Below are 17265 nucleotides of genomic sequence, written 5' to 3' on the forward strand. Positions count from 1 at the left end.
GGTCCGAGCGGCTTTTTTACATGCCCGGACGGCGGGCCAATGGCGGTGTGTTTAGCCGCTGGTCATTGGTCTGTCCACACGAGCCCGGCATATCGCGGAATACGTCATGACTTTCGCCGAAAGAGGTTGCCAATGGTCTGAAACACAAGATCGAAATCGTAGCAGGTGCTTTGGTTGCGTTGGTAGATCAGGTCAAGCCGGGCCTTCATGGGGATGCACAGCCGGCAATAGACGTCATCGGTCTGTTCCGGGGTGGTGCAGCGCCCAAGCAGGCGTTCCTCATGCTTGTGATAGGTGATGGTGGCCAGCCCGGTCACGCCGGGGCGGCTTTTCAGGACCTCGCCATAGATCTCCGGGAATCGCTCGACATACTCGCGCAGGGGCGGGCGGGGGCCGACGAAGCTCAGATCGCCGCGCAGGATGTTCCAAAGCTGCGGAAATTCGTCCAGTCGCTTACGGCGCAGCCAGGCGCCAGTGGGGGTGATGCGGGCGGCCTTGTGCGCCCCGGATACGCCGCTGTCCTCCTCGACCACGGTCATGGTGCGGAATTTCCACAGGCGAAAGCTCTGATCGGGCGTCTTCATGCGTTCGGCGGCGTAGAAGATCGGCCCACCCTGTTCGCGCCATATCTTCCAGATCAGCCACAGGATGATCGGGCCAAGGATGATGACCAGCAGGCTTGCAAAGAAAAGGTCGAAGATACGCTTGCGCCAGGTCACCGCCGCTGCTCCCACTGATCAATGAACGCGCGCCATTCCGCCACCAGCCTGTCGGCGTGCCCGGCCCGCTCGTCCAGCGCGGTAAACCGTCCTAGCGTGTCTGTGTCCAGCACAACTTTTGGGATGGCGGTGTCCGGGGCGGTTCGTGCCGACCAGCGATGCGGCACCGCGTCCAGCAACGCCCCCATTTCGACCCCGCCGGGGCAAGCGACGTTCAGAAGGGCCGGCAGAGCGCGCCCCGCACCCGCTGCCACGCAAAGATCGGCGAGCATCCGCGCCAGCGTGGCCGGGCCCACATAGCTGCGGCAAGGGGTGCGGCCATCAGCAAAGCGATCCAGCGTGAACGGGTCCTTGGTGGGAAGGCGGCCCAGAATCTGATCTGCGCCCGCGACATTGCCGATTCTGAGGCAGGTCACGGGGCCTCCCGCCCGGGCCAACGCCTGCTCCATCTCCAGCTTGGCTATGCCGTAGGGGGCCATTGGAAAGGCTGGATCGACTTCGCGGCACAGCCCGTCAGCGCGCCCGTAGACCGCGGCGGAGGAGGCGACGAGCAGGGGGATACTGCCCGAAGCAGCCCGGACGGCCAGCGCGATCTCTTGGTTGAGCGCCACATCCGCGCCCGAGGCCGGGGTGACGCCCGCAAGGCACAGGACAACATCGCATTCGGAGACGGAGTCTCGCAGAGCCTTCGGTTGCGACAGGATATCGAATGTATTGATATCATTGGACTGTCCGGCCCTGCGACCATGCCAGGCGGGCACAAATCGCGTTTCCTGCCGCCAGCCCCATTGCAGCATCCGGCCAAGCCGACCTGTGGCACCAAGTACCAAAACGCGCATAAAATCACCTTTCCTGCCTGAAACCGTTGACCCCCGGGATGCAGGTCGTATTTTGCCCAGAAGTTGCGTATCAATACAAACCAGCAATTTGCAGTGGGACCGGGCATGAAACTTACTCTTCGAGCAGTTGGCGTATTTACCCTATGCCTGCTGTTGACGGCTTGCTCCTTGCCGCGTGGCGCTGGAATCGAACAGGAAATCACGGCCGGTGCAAATGATGCCGATGCCGATTTCGCCATGTATCCGGTGACCAGGGACTTCCTTCCGACTTTGGCAGAGTGGCCGGTGGTGGGCGAGCCCGAACTGAACTGGATTACCGCCAGTGCCGGGGCCCGCACGCAGATCATCAATCCCGGCGACGTGGTTGCCATCACGATCTGGGACAGCAACGACAACTCGCTTCTGGCCGCTCCGGGCCAGCGGGCGGTGAACCTCGAAGAGATGCGTGTTGCGGCCAATGGCACGATTTTCATGCCTTATATCGGCGATACCCGCATTTCCGGCCTGACCCCGCAGGCGGCGCGCGCGCGCCTTCAGTCCGAGTTGGAGGCCATCGTGCCCTCCGCTCAGGTGCAGCTTGCCATGGCGGCTGGTATGCATAGCTCGGTCGATCTGGTGGGGGGCGTCAACGCGCCGGGAACCTACCCGATGCCCGACCAATCCTATTCCGTGCTCAGCCTGATCTCTCAGGGTGGCGGTGTGTCCGGTGCCCTGCGCAATCCGCAGATTCGCCTGATGCGCCATGGCCAGCTTTATGGCACCTCCATTGCGCGGCTCTATTCCGAACCGCATCTGGATACCCGCCTTGTCGGTGGCGACCGCGTGATTGTCGAGGAAGACCGCCGCTATTTCCTGTCGCTCGGCGCAGCAGGCATTCAGGATCAGCACGCCTTCCCGCAGGATGTCGTGACCGCGCTTGATGCGATGTCGATCATCGGGGGGGTGTCCTCCAGCCGTGCCGATCCCGAGGGCATCCTGATCCTGCGCGAATATCCGGCTTCGGCCCTGCGCACCGGCCAGCGTGGCCCGCGTCAGGAACGGGTTGTGTTCACGCTGGACCTGACGACATCCGATGGTCTTTTCTCCGCCCGGAACTTCCGCATTCAGTCGGGGGATCTGGTGCTGGCGACGGAAAGCCCGGTCAGCTCGGTTCAGACGGTGTTCAGCCTCTTTGGCAGCGCCTTCGGTCTGGTCAACGCCGTCTCCAACTAAGCTAGATCAAGGCATGGAAATGGGCCGCGTATTCGGTGCAAGCCCGTTGATTCGCTCGATATGCACGGGCAGGCAGCGGGTCAGGAAGTCGTAATTCTCGACCACATGGGCGCGGGCGGCGCGCCCCAGGTGGGTGTAATCGCCCGGCGCGGCCAGCACCTCGACCACCTGCCGGGCAATTGCCTCAGGCTCGAAGAAATCCACCAGTAGGCCGGTTTTCCCATGCTGCATGGCCTCACGCACGGGGGGTACGTCTGACGCAACGATTGTGGCCTCCATCGACATGGTTTCCAACAGCGACCAGGACAGCACGAAAGGCACCGTCAGGTAGATGTGGCAGCGCGACAGCTGCATGACCGCCTGGTAGTCGGAATAGGGGATGCGGCCAAGGAAATGAACCCGGCTCCAGTCCACGCGGTCGCCCACCTCTCGCTCCATCTCGGCGCGATAGCCACCGGCCTGCTGGCTTTCCTTGCCGTAGGATACCTCGCTTCCACCTATGATCAGCGCGCGGGCATTGGGGCGCGCATCGAGGATATGGGGCAAGGCGCGCATGAAGCTGTGAAAGCCGCGCGTCGGTTCCATGTTGCGCGCCATATAGGTGAAGATCTCATCCTCGCGGCTGACCGACCGCCCGAGCCGGTCCAGCCGTACAGCCGCATTGGGATTGGGCAACAGCCGATCTGTGCGGATGCCGTCGTGGCAGGTGTAGATCTTGCTGTGGAAGCTCTCGGGGTAGGTATTCTTCTGCCATTCAGTAGGGGATTGCCCAAGATCCACGGTTTGCAGATTGGCGAAGTTGACCGCGTTTCGGGCGTGCATGATGTAGGGCGTGGCGGGGTTCGATGGAAATTCCGGATCGAACCCGACCGATCCGCCCTCGGCCAGAAAGTAATACTCGAAATAGCCAAGCACCGGCACATCGGGCCAGACGATCTTGGTAAAGGTCAGCTCGCCCCATCCCACATGGCCAAGGATCACGTCGGGGGTGAACCCCTCGGCTTGCAGCTTCTGGCAGGCCTGCGCCGCGCCATACCCCGCCCCTGTGCATTGTTCCCAGTAACGCGACAGGCCGTAGGCATCCTTCGCGGGGGCATGATGCGGCGCGTATTGAACGACGCGAATACCGTGCGAGGAAGCGACACCCTTTCTCTGGGTCAGGAACACGATCTCATGCCCACCCTGAGCGGCCAGCCAGTCCACCAACTGGCGATATTGGCCGGGATAGTTCTGGTGGATGAACAGCAGTTTCATAGGCAGGCCGTGGTCTGAACGCGAAAGGGCGGGACCGTTACGCTAACGTCCCCGCCCTCTGGTGCAAGGTTTTCGTTAAAGCAGCGTTGCCAGATAGGTGCCGTAGCTGTTCTTTTTGAACATCTCGGCGCGCTCGGCCAGCGCCTCTCGGGTGATCCAGCCCTTCTCATAGGCGATCTCGTCAAGGCAGCCGGTCTGCAACCCCTGCCGCTTTTCCAGCGTTCGCACGAAGTTGCCCGCATCCAGCAGGCTGCCATGTGTGCCGGTATCGAGCCATGCATAGCCGCGCCCCATGCGTTTTACATTCAGCAGGCCGTCGGCAAGGTAGGATTCCAGCAAGGTGGTGATCTCGAGCTCATTGCGGGCCGAAGGTTTGACCTGCCGGGCCCGTTCCGGCGCGGTGCCGTCGAGGAAGTAAAGCCCGGTCACGGCGTATTTTGACGGCGCAATCTCGGGTTTCTCAATGATCCCCGTGACATCGCCCGCGTCGTTATAGGACACCACGCCATAGCGTTCCGGGTCGGACACGTGATAGCCGAAAACAGTTCCGCCCGTTGCCCGGGCGTCGGCCTCGGCCATGATCTCGGGCAGACCATGGCCAAAGAAGATGTTGTCGCCCAGAACCATGGCGGAGGGCGCGCCGTCCAGAAACTCCTCGGCGAGGATATAGGCCTGTGCCAGCCCGTCGGGTGACGGTTGCTCGACATAGGTCAGGTTGATGCCCCACTGGCTGCCATCACCCAGGGTGCGCCTGAACTGGTCCTGATCCACGGGCGTCGTGATCATCGCGATGTCCCGGATGCCTGCCAGCATCAGAACGCTGAGCGGGTAGTAGATCATCGGCTTGTCATAGATCGGCAGCAGCTGTTTCGACACGCCGATGGTGATCGGATAAAGCCGGGTGCCCGAGCCGCCTGCGAGGATAATGCCTTTGCGATTGGTCATGGGGTCTGGTCCTGAATCTCTTGGATGATCTGGGAAAGGGCGTTGCGCCAGTCGGGGCGGGAAATGCCGAAACGCTCGGTCGTGTCGGAACAGTCCATCCGCGAATTCGAAGGCCGCTTTGCCGGGGTTGGGAATGCGCTGGTGGGGATGTCGACAACCTCGCAGGTCATGCCCGCCTGACGGAAGATCTCCCGCGCGAAGTCGGCCCAGGACACGTCCGGCGCGCCGGAAAAGTGGTAGGTGCCGGATTTGGAGGGGTCCGCGCGCAGTTGCGCCGCGATGGACAGGCAAGCCGCGGCGATGTCCTGTGCGGGGGTGGGGCCGCCCACCTGATCCGCGACAATGGTCAGGCGGTCACGTTCGGCCCCGAGGCGCAGCATCGTCTTGACGAAGTTGCTGCCATGGGCAGAGACCACCCAAGAGGTGCGCAGGATCACGGACGTACCGCCCGCCGCCTGTATCGCCGCCTCACCAGCCAGCTTGCTGCGCCCATAGGCCCCGAGCGGGCCGGTGGGAGCGTCGACCGACCATGGCGCGGTGCCAGAGCCGTCAAAGACGTAATCGGTGGAGAGATGGATAAAGGGAATCCCCAGGTCGGCACAGGCCCCGGCCATCGCCCCGGGGGCGGCCCCGTTGACCATCGTTGCGGTGCCCTCGTCACCTTCGGCCTGATCGACGGCCGTGTAGGCGGCGGCGTTGATGACGGCAGCGGGGCGGTAACGCAGGATCGCCTCGGCACAGGCCGCGGGATCGGCCAGATCGGCCTTGCCGCGGTCCAATGCGCGCACGTTTGCCTGACGCTGCAACTCGGTCGCGACCTGACCGGTTCTGCCGAAGACGAGAACCGTCATGCCCTGACCCCGAGCCGTTCGCCCACACCCTCGCGGCCCTGCAAGGCGCGCCACCAGGGTTCATTGTCGAGATACCACAGGACGGTGCGGCGCAGACCCTCCTCCACGGTCACCGACGGGCGCCAGCCCAGTTCCTCGCGGATGCGGGTGGGGTCAATGGCGTAGCGGGCATCGTGTCCGGGACGGTCGGTCACGAAGGTGATCTGGTCGGCGTAAGACCCCTCTGCTTTCGGGCGCAAGTCATCCAGAATAGCGCAGAGAGTTTTCACCAGATCCAGATTGCTGCGCTCGTTCTCGCCGCCGATATTGTAGGACCGGCCAGGCGCGCCTTTCTCCACCACCAGCAGCAGCGCGTCGGCATGATCCTCGACATACAGCCAGTCGCGGATATTCGACCCATCCCCGTAGATCGGCAGCGGCTTGCCCGCCAGAGCATTCAGGATGATGACCGGGATCAGCTTCTCGGGGAAGTGATAGGGCCCGTAATTGTTGGAACAATTGGTCAGGACAACCGGCAACCCATAGGTCTCGTGCCAGGCGCGCACCAGATGGTCGGACGCGGCCTTGGAGGCGGAATAGGGGCTGCGCGGGTCGTAGGGCGTGTCTTCCGTGAACTGTTCCGAGGGGTCAGCGGGCAGCGACCCGAACACCTCGTCCGTCGAGATATGGTGAAAACGAAACCCGCCGGGCTTGCCCTGTACGCCCCAGTATTTGCGCGCCGCTTCCAGCATGTTGAAGGTGCCGGTGATATTGGTCTCGATGAAATCGCCTGGCCCGTCGATGGACCGGTCCACATGGGATTCCGCCGCCAGATGCATGATCGCGTCGGGCTTGTGATCTGCGAAGACCCGGTCCAGAGCGGCACGGTCGCGGATATCGGCATGCTCAAAGGCATAAAGCGGGCTGTCCGCCACCTGCGCCACGTTGTCGAGGCAGGCGGCATAGGTCAGCGCGTCGAGATTGACAACCTCGTGGCCCCGCGCCACCGCCAGCCGCACAACGGCAGACCCGATGAACCCGGCCCCGCCGGTGACCAGAAGCTTCATGTCAAACGCCCTCCCAGACAAATGGGATGTACAGATCCTTCAGCAAGGGCGCAGCGGCATCCTTGTCCGACAGAACCGCTTCTGTACCCTCCAGACCCCAGTCGATGCCGATATCTGGATCGTCGAAGCGCACCGCGCCATCTGCTTCGGGGGCGTAGTAATCGGTGCATTTGTAGATGATCTCGGTATCCGGCTCTCGCGTCACGAACCCGTGCAGAAACCCCGCCGGGATCATCAGCTGCCTGCCGTTTTCAAAGCTCAGTTCGATGCCGAACCACTGCCCGAAGGTGGGGGAGCCCTTGCGGATATCGACCGCGACATCAAAAAGCCGCCCGCGCCCGCACCGCACCAGTTTCGCCTGCGCGTGGGGCGGTGCCTGAAAATGCAGACCACGCACCGTGCCGACCTGCGCTGAGAGCGAATGGTTGTCCTGTACGAAATCGTAGTTGAGCCCGCGGTCCGCCATCTGCCGCTTGTTCCAGCTCTCGCTGAAAAACCCGCGGGAATCGCCAAATCGACGAGGGGTCAGGATCAGAAGTCCCGAAAGAGGTGTTTGGTCAACCTGCACGTCGCAACCCCGATCCTTGATCTGTTTCGGTGCTGCTCCGTTCTTGGACAATTCCCCTTTGATTGCAATGATGATGTCCATTGCCTCGGGGAAAGGACGGTTGTGATTGGGGCAACAATGGCCCCAATGCGCTGAAGGTCCGGCAGGACGCGGCTTTCAGATCACATGTCGACACTTCGGGGGAGGAGGATTTGGTGGAGCCTAGGGGGAGCGGGTGGCGGTGTCCTATGCTGTTTTTTTTCAATGGGTTGCGGGTCGAGATGAACGCTACGATGGTACACGGTACTGTAACACTTTCGGCCTCCCGAAGCTACCTCTTCGACGTATCGTTCCCTCGGGTTCGCTGTGTAAGCTGTGAATGGCTTGGGGGCGGGAGTGCCGATCAAAAGGATATATTCAACACAAACTAAGCAGGTCGGCGACTACTCGGAGAACTCCTCTAGCAAGGATCGAAGTTGGCCTTCTCTTGAAATCGCCAAGCTCTTCCACTCCTCGTAGTAGATACTCGGAGCTATCGAGCCGCCACGCCAGTTGTGTGCAACTACAGACGCGTGCTGTTCGGCATATTCTTCCCACCCAGATTGTGACCTTTTCAGCTCGTCGATCTGCTCTTCATCCAAAGTCCCCGACCGCTCCAGCGCCGCGAGAGCAGTCATCATTCTGCTCTTGGCAATATCAGCCATGCGGGCAGCTTCGTTGTTCATCTCCGCCTGCGTCATGTAAGTGGTATCCACTGCGTCCAATGCGTGTTCGACGTAAGCTTGCCGCTGGCTCTCCAGTTTGCGCATAAAGCTGTCTGCATCTTCATGTAGGTGTTTGACCAACATCGGGTCTTTTCCAAGCGCCTCAAGGTCATTCATCGTACGCATGAGAAGTAGGTTTTCATCGATGTTCCTTTTCCGACGTAGCGGCGGGATAAATTTGGCCAACCAATCTGTTGACCACGGAAGGAAAGCTGACCGGGCGAGATCGGCGAGAAATCCAAGACAGAAAGCAATAAAAGCCTCCAAGATGTCACTCCTTCAAGGGTGGTGTGCTTGGCGTCGATTGAATCTTTTCAGGCATGTTTGTGCAAGGGTAACCTCCCTTACAGAATAACAACAGAACGCAGCTTCTTCGCCTTGGGATAGTTCTCCGAGCTTTCCATTGTGTTGTATCCGCTGTTGCGCAGTTACTCCTTAAGCGCTCGGTAGACCGAAGTCCTGGCAATGCCCAGTCGCTTGGCGATCTCAGTCGCCCCCAGCCCCTCTTCGTCCCTCAACCGCTTTACCTCTTCCACGTCGATGGACGGCTTGCGCCCCTTGTAGACCCCCTTGGCCTTCGCTTTGGCGATTCCCTCCATCTGGCGCTCACGCCGCAGGTTGGTCTCGAACTCAGCGAAGACCCCTAGCATCTGAAAGAACGCCTTGCCTGCCGCCGTGCTGGTATCCACCGGCTGCTCCGTCGCCTTGAGCGCAGCGCCTCGCTGCTGCAGCTCGTTCACGATCTGGGACAGGTCATCCATGGACCGGGCCAAGCGATCCAGACGCGTGACCACGAGCGTGTCACCGGGGCGCAGGAACTGGAGTAGGGTCTCCAGCTCATCCCGTCCCTGCCGACTGGTCCCGCTGACCTTCTCCTCGCGGATGATCTCGCACCCAGCCGCCTTCAACGCCTCTCGTTGGACGGTGAGGTCTTGATCTGTGGTGGACACTCGAGCGTAGCCGTACGTTGCCATGATGTGTTCCTTTTGGTTCTAAGACCCTGAACAGATGGTGTGCCAGAATACGGAATGCAACCCTATTGTTACACATCCCATGCCCCATTGAAGCGTTGCACTGGAGTATACCCAAAAGGCCCCAACGTGTATTACAAGGCACAGGAGCGCTCTACCCAGTTCCCTTGATTTGTTTCTCCAAGTCCTCGATGCCAGCCTCCGCTTCTGCCGCTGATTGCAGGCCTTCAGTCACCAAGACTTCAGATGAGAATCGAAACACCTTTAGCATGTCGCTCCCCTCTTTGCTGAGGGTGCCCCGATACACGTGGAGGGCACCGCTGGTCAGGCGCTCGTACACGATGTTGGATATGATCAAGTGCACGAGTGCACGAGGGCTGATCCCGTCGCTCTTGATTGAGTGGACGGTCTTGTCCGCCTGATCTTCGATCACAGCCTTGACCTGCGGTAGAACAGCCTCGACTCCAAAAAGTGCGTTTACCGCCTCCTTATACTTCTCGGCTTCGATCTCGAGGGCTGCAACAGCCGCTCGCACTTCCTTTGGCTTGTTGAATGGCCACATCCCACACCTCCAAATGCCTGCTGTTAAACTTCTTGTCACTTATGCACTTTCGATCCCATACTTCCATCCCGCTGCCAAACAAGATTGGGCCATGCTTCCCATTTGTGCGCCGTCACTCAAACCCCCTGTGTGTCATCAACGGCTGCAGCAGCCCGCTTTCAGTGTAGGCGCAGAGCGCTAACACACCCCTCAACCCTCTGCTCGGCAGGGTTCCACCCCCGGAGGGTAGGGATAAAGAGCCCCAGCTCACCTCAAGCCGGGGCCTATGGGGGAAGAACGCCAGCGTCATGCTATTGGTAGGGCGCTCAGGTTTCTGCGGTGAAAACCAACAGACACCCCGTCAGCCTGTGCAAGTTGCACACCCAAGGGATGCACACCCAAGCTACCTCCAAGGCCGTCCCCCGGCTCTGGCTTGGGCTACCCCCATTGCGGGCTGCGGCTGCTGGCACACCTCCGTCCTTTCGGCGGATGGAGACTCAGAAAGGCATGTCCAGCTCAGGCTTCTTGTTCGGCTTGAACGTCACAACGCCGGTGATCGGGTCCTCCTCGCCCTCGTAGAAGCCGTGCCACTCAAGACCTTGGCGAAAACGATCCTCGCCCATGATCCTGCGCATCGCATCGGGAGCAATGGTGGGGTCCGCCCGTGTCGCTGCAGCTATGGCACCGGCGATCTCTTCCTTGAGCTTCAGCACATGCTCTTCCCGCCGTGCGTCCCAGTCTTCCTCGGTCCAGTCTTGTTCCCTCCCAGCGTCGAGCATCTGTGCAGCTCGCCACGTCGTGGGGATTTCGCTACCTGCTTCAGCAAGCCGCCCCTTCACTCGTCTCATGTTCGCCACCGTCCCGTTTCCGACGCCCGCCGACTTCACGATCTCCGCCTTGCTGTATCCGGCCTCGCTGCACTCAAGCTGCCAAGCCGCATCGAGCCGTTCTTGCTGGGACATCGTTAGCCGGGTCTTGGTGTTCTCCTCCAGTGCCAGCAATCGGGCTACCTTGAGGTCGCACCTGTGGACCACCACAGAGACCGTCAAAGCCTTGCCTGAACGCCTGTAGGCCTCATACCGATGGTGCCCGTCCACAACGAAGAGACACCCGTCCTCGGGCCTCTCCCAGACTGTCAGGGGGTCCAGTTCCTTCCGCCGCTTTAGCGCGTCTCTCAGGTCATCGACTTGGCTTTCCGTCAGGTCCTCCCAGCGGAACTGGAAGGTGTCGGTGTCGAGGTGCAGTTCGTCGAGCTTGACCCTGCGGGCTTCCACCCCAAGGCCGTCTTGTGCTGTTTCTGTTGTCATGTCACAGGTCCATCTGCTGTTGTGTTGGGTACGGACAGGCCCAGACAGACACACCCCCACAGCTCCACCTTGGCCAGCGCTGGGCTAGCCGTGGTCAGAGAGCTGCAGGGGTGGGCATGGACCTGCTGAAGCGAAGCACCGGCGTAAGCCGTGGCGTCCCTCGGCTCGCGTGGGGGTGCTACGTTTCAATGGTGGTACTTGGCTCCGATGTCAGCTACTGCTTGGAATCGCTAGTCATGACAATGGCTTGCTCCAAACGCCTGCAACGAATGGGAAGAGGGACCTATGAAGAAACTGCTCGTGATTGCTGCTGCTACCGCTGTCGTGTCTGGCTGTGCCCAGCAGCCTGAGAACATCGCAGCTGTAGAGGTTGGCGGCGACGCTTACGCGACGCTGAACTGCAGGCAGCTTGCAGCAGAGGAGCTTACCGTCAGCCAGCGTCTGGAAAACCTCAGCGCAGACCAGCGCCGTGCCGCAAATGGCGATGCAATGGGTGTCTTCTTGCTCGGGCTTCCGGTGTCCAGCATGTCGGGCAATGACCGTGAGGCTGAGATCGCGGTTGCTCGGGGTCAGCTACAAGCTATCGACAGGCAGCAGGCGCGGCGTAATTGCTCGTGACATAGCCACGTCCTCGTCGTCCATCTCCCCGGTGGCCACCTTCTCCTCGCCCATGATGTAGCCACCGTCCTTCTCGATGGCAGGCAGGACCTCGCGGGTCACCCAGTCTTGGAAGGCGCGGGCAACGGGTTTGTCGGAGCGTCCGATGAGTTTGTAGAAACCGCTCTCGCTGATCGTCTTGCGAGGCAGTCCTCCACCAGTGTTCATCTGATAAACACTCACCTCGTCAGCTGCGAGAGGGCGGATGGCGTTGGCTGTGTTCTTGATTCCGAGGACACGGCACACGTCCGCAGCTACGAACCACGGCTCCTCGTCGGTGTCAGACTAATGTCCGTGTTATCCGAGTTCGCGCGTTCTTTCTCAGACAGTTCTTTTGCGGCGGCTCTACGCCCTACTGCCATGAAGAACATGAAGCCAAGCGCCACTATGGTTGGCAGGACCAAGACGGTCCACATGGCCACTCCAGTAGTTGGGTCGAGTGCCAATGGACCGTTCAGCACGAGCAGTAGGAGAAAGCCGGTTACCATCCAGACCAGCAGGAACACACAGATCAAGAAAACAGCGTCCCAGATTCGCAAGACCGCCCTTCCAAGCCGGGTTAATGGATTGCCTTCCCTGTCGACTTGATCACTCCAGAAATCCAGCCACAAGTAGAGGGGCACAGCAAAAACCGCACCAGCCACCGCCATTGCCAATAGTGACACAGGGATGCCAAGAAGAATGATGTACAGAGGCCAATCCAGTGGCGAAGAAGTAGCCAAGGCATTCAAGTCTTGTCCGATTGCCTCGGAGGTATCCGCTAGCCAGCGGCCAATATCTCGCAGTGTCATGGCAAAACGATAGGCACCTCATGTGTTGCGATCAATGGTGGAATCGCATGTGTGCAGGGTTGCCTTCGATCCGGCTGAAGAACGCGCCGAGAAAGACTTGCGCTAGATCAATAAAGCGTGTGTGGGAAGCGTGTGTGGAAACGTCTAGCCGTCCGCCCATCTTATCATTACAAATCAAATACTTATGAGATTGAAGTTATTCTTGCGGAGGAGGTGGGATGCTCCGCTTGTTCAGCGCTTGCCGAAGCCCGCGAGGTGGCTGAGGTTCAACTCTGGATACTCAACCTTGGACATTTCGCTGTGCAGTCGGCGAAGCAGTACCTGACCACTCCCGTATCGCCCTGCCATGCCTTGAAGCGTGTGGCCCTGTAGCAGGTCTGCGATGTCATGGGCGACCTCACAGTTGCGGCAGGCGTCCTTGAAGTTGTGCCGGAAGGAGTGGAACGACGTCCTGTCCGTCTTCGCGGCGATCTTCTCGATGTACGCGTTGAAGTCCTTGGACGGCTGGTGCGAGTAGTAGCCCTTGCTGCTGGGGCGTAGGGTGGGGAACACTTGCGTCTCCCCAGCGCTCTTCGCTTTCTCCACGTAGCGGACGAAGCCCAAGCGGATCAGTTCAGGGTGTATTGGCACGACGCGTCTGTTGTGACCCTTGATCCGTTGCGTTTCCTCGCCCTCGTGCAGTCGTAGGAAATGGATGCCGCTGTCTTCTCCAAGGTCGTCGATCATGAGCTGACACAGCTCGTTCAGCCTCGCACCGGTGAAAAGCCCTAGCAATGGGAGCCAGTACCAGTGCGTGTGCGCCATGTCGGTCTCGCCGGGTTCCGTCCTGCGTCGCTCACTCTTACACCCGATATACAGTGGCCCGTTGAAAATCCGGTTGAGCTGTTCTGTGTCAAATGGGTGGCGCTGGTCTATGGCCCTGACGTCCTCGGCCAGTTTCATGGGGCCGAAGATATCCGTGACGACCTCATCGAGCTGTCCGTCTGCCCAGTTCCATGTTGCTTGTAAGCGTGAAAGGGCCTTGTTGACCGTGCTGACCGTGATGCGCTTGAGTCCCAGACGCTTGGCTGCCTCAACGGCCTCACGTGCTGTCAGTCCTCGCGTTGCATTGACCTTGTGCCGGTTGCTCGGCAGGTCCAACAGCAGGTCTCTGAACTCCCTTGCGTCAGGCTTTCGATAGCTCAGGATGGGTTTGTCGCCCACCACCTCGATGAACAGGCTGGTCCATGTCACGTAGTCGTCCACGAGTTTCGGCGACCATTCCCCCGTTCTCTCAGCTACGGCCTTCCTGCTCTCAAAAATCTCTGACAACAAGGGTGAAGTGTCGGTGGACGGATGGGTCGTCACTTCCGCCTTTGGCGTCTCGACGATCTCACCCACGTAGCGCTTCTGGATGGCTTCACCGGCACGGATTGACGCTTCCTGTATGGCTCTGGTCACTCGCGGCCAAGATGGTGAGTCCTGTTTCAGCCTGATGTTTATGCCTTCCCACGAAAGCACTTCCTCAGCCTCGTCACGGTCGAAGCTACTGGGTAGCCCACGGCCATAGCGCTCTCGTGTGTGCTCGATTAGCCTATCGTTCCACTCTGCTGCGTCCTCGTAGTTGTCCCGTTGCAGCACGGTGATTTCTGGGTACTGCTTGGAAATGTCCTCTTTGAGGCGTTCACCTTCTAGGTCAACGAAACCGGACAGCCGTACCTCCTCGTCCTCTTCCAACAGGTGGCGATAGTAGGTGTCATGCACCAGCCGTATCTGGTCTGGTGTGAGTTCATCCAGTGGAGCTGCTGCGCTTCGCTTCAGCCTCCGTCTGTGTTCCTCGAACCGCTGGTCCACCTCGAACGCAGCGATCCGCACTTTCTTCACGGCCTCGGCATGGTCCTTGGTCTTGAGCGAGAAGGTCTCCTCGCTCTTCGGGTACGAGTCGGCGATGTCCTTCGGGATGGCCGCGCGGTGGTAGTAGGTAGTGCCGCGTCGGTAGAGGCGTGGGTGTCCGGGCATTTTCTCTAGCGCCGCCACTGTAACACCTCACTGGAACAGGCTGTTCATTTCCCATAGCCATATCAATGGCTTGCAGTGATTTCAATGCGTTAAGGAAGGATGGTGGAGCCTAGGGGGATCGAACCCCTGACCTCTTGCATGCCATGCAAGCGCTCTCCCAGCTGAGCTAAGGCCCCATCGCACGTCTACGTTTCGACGGTAGGCGGGGTTTATGAAAGAGCGTGGGGGAGTTCAAGCGAAAAAACGTGCCTGCTGCGGGGAATCGCGCATCAGCTTTCCCGCAGGGCAATGACGGCTGTGACGGTGGTCGCGTCTGTTGCGCGTATTTGGGAGCCCGAACAAAGACATCCCTCACGGGCCAGTGCCCGGAGGGATGCCAGAGATTGCTGATACTTTCGGCAAACCTGCCCCTTTCGGGGAGGGTTGTGGACTTAGCTGTCGTCGTCGTCCGACGCGACATCCGCCAGATCGTCGAGGGGGACGCTGTCGTCATCCTCGTCGTCATCCAGCAGGTCATCGTCCAGATCGATGTCATCGCTGTCATCGTCCAGCAGCGCTGCGGCGTCATCGTCCAGCACTTCTGCGTCATCCGTATCCTTGGCTTGCGCCTTGTCGGCCTTGTCGGCCACCAGCGTGCGCGATGCCTTGCCTGTTTCGATCACGACCGTTTCGCCCGTATACGGGCTGACGATCGGGGTCTTGTTCAGGTCATAGAAGCGTTTGCCGGTGGTTGGGCAGACACGTTTGACGCCCCATTCTTCTTTGGGCATGACACCCCCTTCAATCATCGCTATCGAGGAATTGCGGTCACCTGCCACAATGTCGGGGGGCTGTAAAGCCTTTCATCGGTCCAATCGTACAAAGCCGGGTTGCATCGCGTATATGAGGAACGAAATCCACATTCTCGGGGGGGATCCGGCGGTTGAAGTGGTGCTGAAGCGCTCGGCCCGGGCGCGGCGATTCACCCTGCGCGTTTCACGATCCAGCGGGCAGGTAACCCTTTCGATGCCTTCGCATGCGCCCGAGGCCGAGGCGATCGCCTTCCTGGATGCCCGTGAAGCCTGGGTCCGCAAGCATCTGGCAGCCAGTCCCGCCCCGGCGCGGCCTGTGATCGGGGGGGCGATTCCCATCGAGGGGCAATTGCGGCAGATCGTGCCCGGCACCGGTCGTTCCGCGCGCCTGATCGAAGGGCGGGTGGAACTGCCCGAGGGGCAGGAGGGGCCGCGCATGGCGGCGCTGCTGAAGCAGATGGCACGGGACCGGCTGGCGGAGCGCTCTGCCCATCACGCAGGCCAGTTGGGACGCAGCTTTGGCCGGATCACCCTGCGCGATACGCGCAGCCGGTGGGGCAGTTGCTCCTCGCGGGGCGATCTCATGTATTGCTGGCGGCTGATCATGGCCCCGCCCGAGGTGCTGGATTATGTCGCCGCCCATGAGGTGGCGCATCTGGTCGAGATGAACCACTCACCGGCCTTCTGGGCCGTGTGTGAACGGCTCTGTCCCGGCTATCAGCCGCACCGGGACTGGCTGCGCCACAACGGGGCCAGGTTGCTGGCCTGGCGCTTTGACCGCTTGCCCTGAGCGGGGGCTTGTGATCGGGTGACCCCATGCTTTTGACGCAACGCCCCTCCGAAGCGCCGACATCGGCCGCTCATGACCGCATCTACCGCACGGTGCGTACACGGATCATGCATGGGCAGATGCTGCCCGGCGAAGCGCTGACCCTGCGCGGGATTGCAAAGGAATTCGACGTCTCGATGACCCCGGCACGCGAGGCTTTGCGGCGGCTGGTGAGCGAGGGGGCGCTGTCGCTGTCCTCCTCGGGGCGGGTGTCGACGCCGGAGCTGTCCAATGACCGGATCGAGGAGCTTGCGGCCATCCGGGCGCTGTTGGAGCCGGAGCTGTCTGCCCGCGCCCTGCCGAGGGCCCATCCGGCGTTGATCGACCGGATGGAGGTGATCAACGCCACCGTGGCCGAGGCCGTCGCGCATCGCGATCCGGTGGCCTATATCCGCGCCAACCTGGAGTTTCACCGCACACTCTACCTGCGCGCGCAAGCGCCGGCGATGCTGGCCTTGGCAGAGACCGTCTGGCTGCAGCTCGGGCCGACCATGCGGGCGCTTTACGGGCGGCTCCGGCGCACCGATCCGCCGCGCCACCACAAGCTGATCATCGCGGCGCTGAAGGCGGGGGACGAGCCGGGGCTGAGACTGGCGGTGCGGGCCGATGTGACGCAAGGGCTGCGTTTGCTGGCGAGCTGAAAAGGGGGGGGCCATGCGTACACCCCCTGTACACCCCCCGTACACCATGCGTGCAGACGGAAAGCGGTTTCGCCGCCTGTCGGCGTCGACCCGGGAGCGGCCCTCCTCAAGCCCCTTCGGGGCCCTCGTCGGACCGCGTTGCCACGGGATATCGGGGAGGTTGCGTGTGGTTGGCAGGGATGTGCCCCGTTGCCCGGTCGGGACGCCTCCGGCGGAGGTATTTGGGCCAAGATGAAATGGGGATCGGTCAGGGAAAGAGGCAGCTGTCAGGCAGCCAGCCGGTTTGGCCGTCGTCAGTGCGGCAGAGTGTCCAGCCGAGGCAGTGATTCAGCGGGTCGAGCAGGTCGCCCGTCGAGACGGTCAGCTCCGTCGTGTCGAAGGGGGTTGTGATCCGGTCGCCTTGGACGATCTCGGCAGGCACCCAACCGCCGAGGCCATCGCCGTTCACCACCCATTGCCAGCCGGGATACTCATCGTCGATCCGGCCCGGGGTGATCCGCTGTCCCGCCGTGACGGCGAGTGCGGGGGCATAGGTTGCGCGCCAGGGTTTGAGGGCGCGCAA

The 17265-nt window shown here is 61.1% G+C and carries 20 protein-coding genes and 1 tRNA gene; 4 read left to right on the forward strand and 17 right to left on the reverse strand.

Going from position 1 to position 17265, the window contains the following annotated elements; all coding sequences use genetic code 11:
• Window positions 1–104: 104 nt before the first annotated feature.
• Window positions 105–719: a sugar transferase gene (locus ACOOEX_RS01765; RefSeq protein ID WP_420396855.1), complete on the reverse strand. Its 615-nt coding sequence runs from the start codon at window positions 717–719 to the stop codon at window positions 105–107.
• Entirely contained in the window at window positions 716–1558 is an 843-nt protein-coding gene (locus tag ACOOEX_RS01770) for an NAD-dependent epimerase/dehydratase family protein (protein WP_420396856.1), read from the reverse strand. The genes ACOOEX_RS01765 and ACOOEX_RS01770 overlap by 4 nt, the downstream gene beginning before the upstream one ends.
• A gap of 105 nt (window positions 1559–1663) precedes the next feature.
• Here ACOOEX_RS01770 and ACOOEX_RS01775 point away from each other — a divergent pair, with 105 nt between their 5' ends.
• Window positions 1664–2770, forward strand: coding sequence for a polysaccharide biosynthesis/export family protein (locus tag ACOOEX_RS01775; RefSeq protein ID WP_420396857.1), 1107 nt, complete (start codon window positions 1664–1666; stop codon window positions 2768–2770).
• A 6-nt stretch (window positions 2771–2776) separates the two neighbouring features.
• Here ACOOEX_RS01775 and ACOOEX_RS01780 read toward each other — a convergent pair whose 3' ends face one another.
• From ACOOEX_RS01780 to ACOOEX_RS01820, 9 genes are all read right to left on the reverse strand, one after another.
• Window positions 2777–4024, reverse strand: coding sequence for a glycosyltransferase family 4 protein (locus tag ACOOEX_RS01780; protein ID WP_420396858.1), 1248 nt, complete (start codon window positions 4022–4024; stop codon window positions 2777–2779).
• Window positions 4025–4099: 75 nt separating this feature from the next.
• A complete protein-coding gene (gene rfbA, locus ACOOEX_RS01785) occupies window positions 4100–4969 on the reverse strand; it encodes a glucose-1-phosphate thymidylyltransferase RfbA (RefSeq protein ID WP_420396859.1) in 870 nt (289 codons plus the stop codon).
• Window positions 4966–5820 (reverse strand): dTDP-4-dehydrorhamnose reductase, encoded by an 855-nt coding sequence (rfbD, locus tag ACOOEX_RS01790; RefSeq protein ID WP_420396860.1) that lies wholly within the window; start codon window positions 5818–5820, stop codon window positions 4966–4968. Before rfbD ends, rfbA begins: the two co-directional genes overlap by 4 nt.
• Complete coding sequence (gene rfbB / locus ACOOEX_RS01795; RefSeq protein WP_420396861.1) at window positions 5817–6866, reverse strand: dTDP-glucose 4,6-dehydratase; 1050 nt, start codon at window positions 6864–6866, stop codon at window positions 5817–5819. The genes rfbD and rfbB overlap by 4 nt, the downstream gene beginning before the upstream one ends.
• 1 nt (window position 6867) lies before the next feature.
• A complete protein-coding gene (gene rfbC / locus ACOOEX_RS01800; RefSeq protein ID WP_420396862.1) occupies window positions 6868–7434 on the reverse strand; it encodes a dTDP-4-dehydrorhamnose 3,5-epimerase in 567 nt (188 codons plus the stop codon).
• Between the two features lie 422 nt (window positions 7435–7856).
• The gene (locus ACOOEX_RS01805) at window positions 7857–8444 is read right to left on the reverse strand and encodes a lysozyme inhibitor LprI family protein (RefSeq protein ID WP_420396863.1); all 588 of its coding nucleotides are present in this window, start codon (window positions 8442–8444) and stop codon (window positions 7857–7859) included.
• A gap of 161 nt (window positions 8445–8605) precedes the next feature.
• Window positions 8606–9151 (reverse strand): recombinase family protein, encoded by a 546-nt coding sequence (locus ACOOEX_RS01810; protein WP_420396864.1) that lies wholly within the window; start codon window positions 9149–9151, stop codon window positions 8606–8608.
• A 151-nt stretch (window positions 9152–9302) separates the two neighbouring features.
• Entirely contained in the window at window positions 9303–9710 is a 408-nt protein-coding gene (locus tag ACOOEX_RS01815; RefSeq protein ID WP_420396865.1) for a hypothetical protein, read from the reverse strand.
• Window positions 9711–10186: 476 nt separating this feature from the next.
• Window positions 10187–10996 carry a ParB/RepB/Spo0J family partition protein gene (locus ACOOEX_RS01820; protein WP_420396866.1) on the reverse strand — a complete coding sequence of 270 codons (810 nt, stop codon included), beginning with the start codon at window positions 10994–10996 and terminating at the stop codon, window positions 10187–10189.
• Window positions 10997–11281: 285 nt separating this feature from the next.
• Here ACOOEX_RS01820 and ACOOEX_RS01825 point away from each other — a divergent pair, with 285 nt between their 5' ends.
• On the forward strand, window positions 11282–11614 hold the full coding sequence (locus tag ACOOEX_RS01825; protein WP_420396867.1) for a hypothetical protein: 333 nt from the start codon (window positions 11282–11284) through the stop codon (window positions 11612–11614).
• Here ACOOEX_RS01825 and ACOOEX_RS01830 read toward each other — a convergent pair.
• From ACOOEX_RS01830 to ACOOEX_RS01850, 5 genes are all read right to left on the reverse strand, one after another.
• Window positions 11570–11899 carry a Bro-N domain-containing protein gene (locus tag ACOOEX_RS01830; RefSeq protein WP_420396868.1) on the reverse strand — a complete coding sequence of 110 codons (330 nt, stop codon included), beginning with the start codon at window positions 11897–11899 and terminating at the stop codon, window positions 11570–11572. The genes ACOOEX_RS01825 and ACOOEX_RS01830 overlap by 45 nt on opposite strands.
• 8 nt (window positions 11900–11907) lie before the next feature.
• A complete protein-coding gene (locus ACOOEX_RS01835; protein ID WP_420396869.1) occupies window positions 11908–12444 on the reverse strand; it encodes a hypothetical protein in 537 nt (178 codons plus the stop codon).
• A gap of 231 nt (window positions 12445–12675) precedes the next feature.
• The gene (locus ACOOEX_RS01840; protein ID WP_420396870.1) at window positions 12676–14460 is read right to left on the reverse strand and encodes a DUF6538 domain-containing protein; all 1785 of its coding nucleotides are present in this window, start codon (window positions 14458–14460) and stop codon (window positions 12676–12678) included.
• Window positions 14461–14542: 82 nt separating this feature from the next.
• Window positions 14543–14618: transfer RNA gene (locus ACOOEX_RS01845), tRNA-Ala, on the reverse strand.
• 255 nt (window positions 14619–14873) lie between these two features.
• Window positions 14874–15212: a TIGR02300 family protein gene (locus ACOOEX_RS01850; RefSeq protein WP_071690923.1), complete on the reverse strand. Its 339-nt coding sequence runs from the start codon at window positions 15210–15212 to the stop codon at window positions 14874–14876.
• A gap of 235 nt (window positions 15213–15447) precedes the next feature.
• Here ACOOEX_RS01850 and ACOOEX_RS01855 point away from each other — a divergent pair, with 235 nt between their 5' ends.
• Both ACOOEX_RS01855 and ACOOEX_RS01860 read left to right on the forward strand, forming a co-directional pair.
• The gene (locus ACOOEX_RS01855; RefSeq protein ID WP_420396871.1) at window positions 15448–16023 is read left to right on the forward strand and encodes a M48 family metallopeptidase; all 576 of its coding nucleotides are present in this window, start codon (window positions 15448–15450) and stop codon (window positions 16021–16023) included.
• A gap of 26 nt (window positions 16024–16049) precedes the next feature.
• Complete coding sequence (locus ACOOEX_RS01860) at window positions 16050–16703, forward strand: GntR family transcriptional regulator (RefSeq protein ID WP_420396872.1); 654 nt, start codon at window positions 16050–16052, stop codon at window positions 16701–16703.
• Window positions 16704–16950: 247 nt separating this feature from the next.
• On the opposite strand, the gene ACOOEX_RS01865 is transcribed toward ACOOEX_RS01860, so the two are convergent.
• On the reverse strand, window positions 16951–17265 hold the full coding sequence (locus ACOOEX_RS01865; protein WP_420396873.1) for an SH3 domain-containing protein: 315 nt from the start codon (window positions 17263–17265) through the stop codon (window positions 16951–16953).

It is taken from the genome of Nioella sp., assembly GCF_965215655.1.
Lineage (GTDB): Bacteria > Pseudomonadota > Alphaproteobacteria > Rhodobacterales > Rhodobacteraceae > Nioella.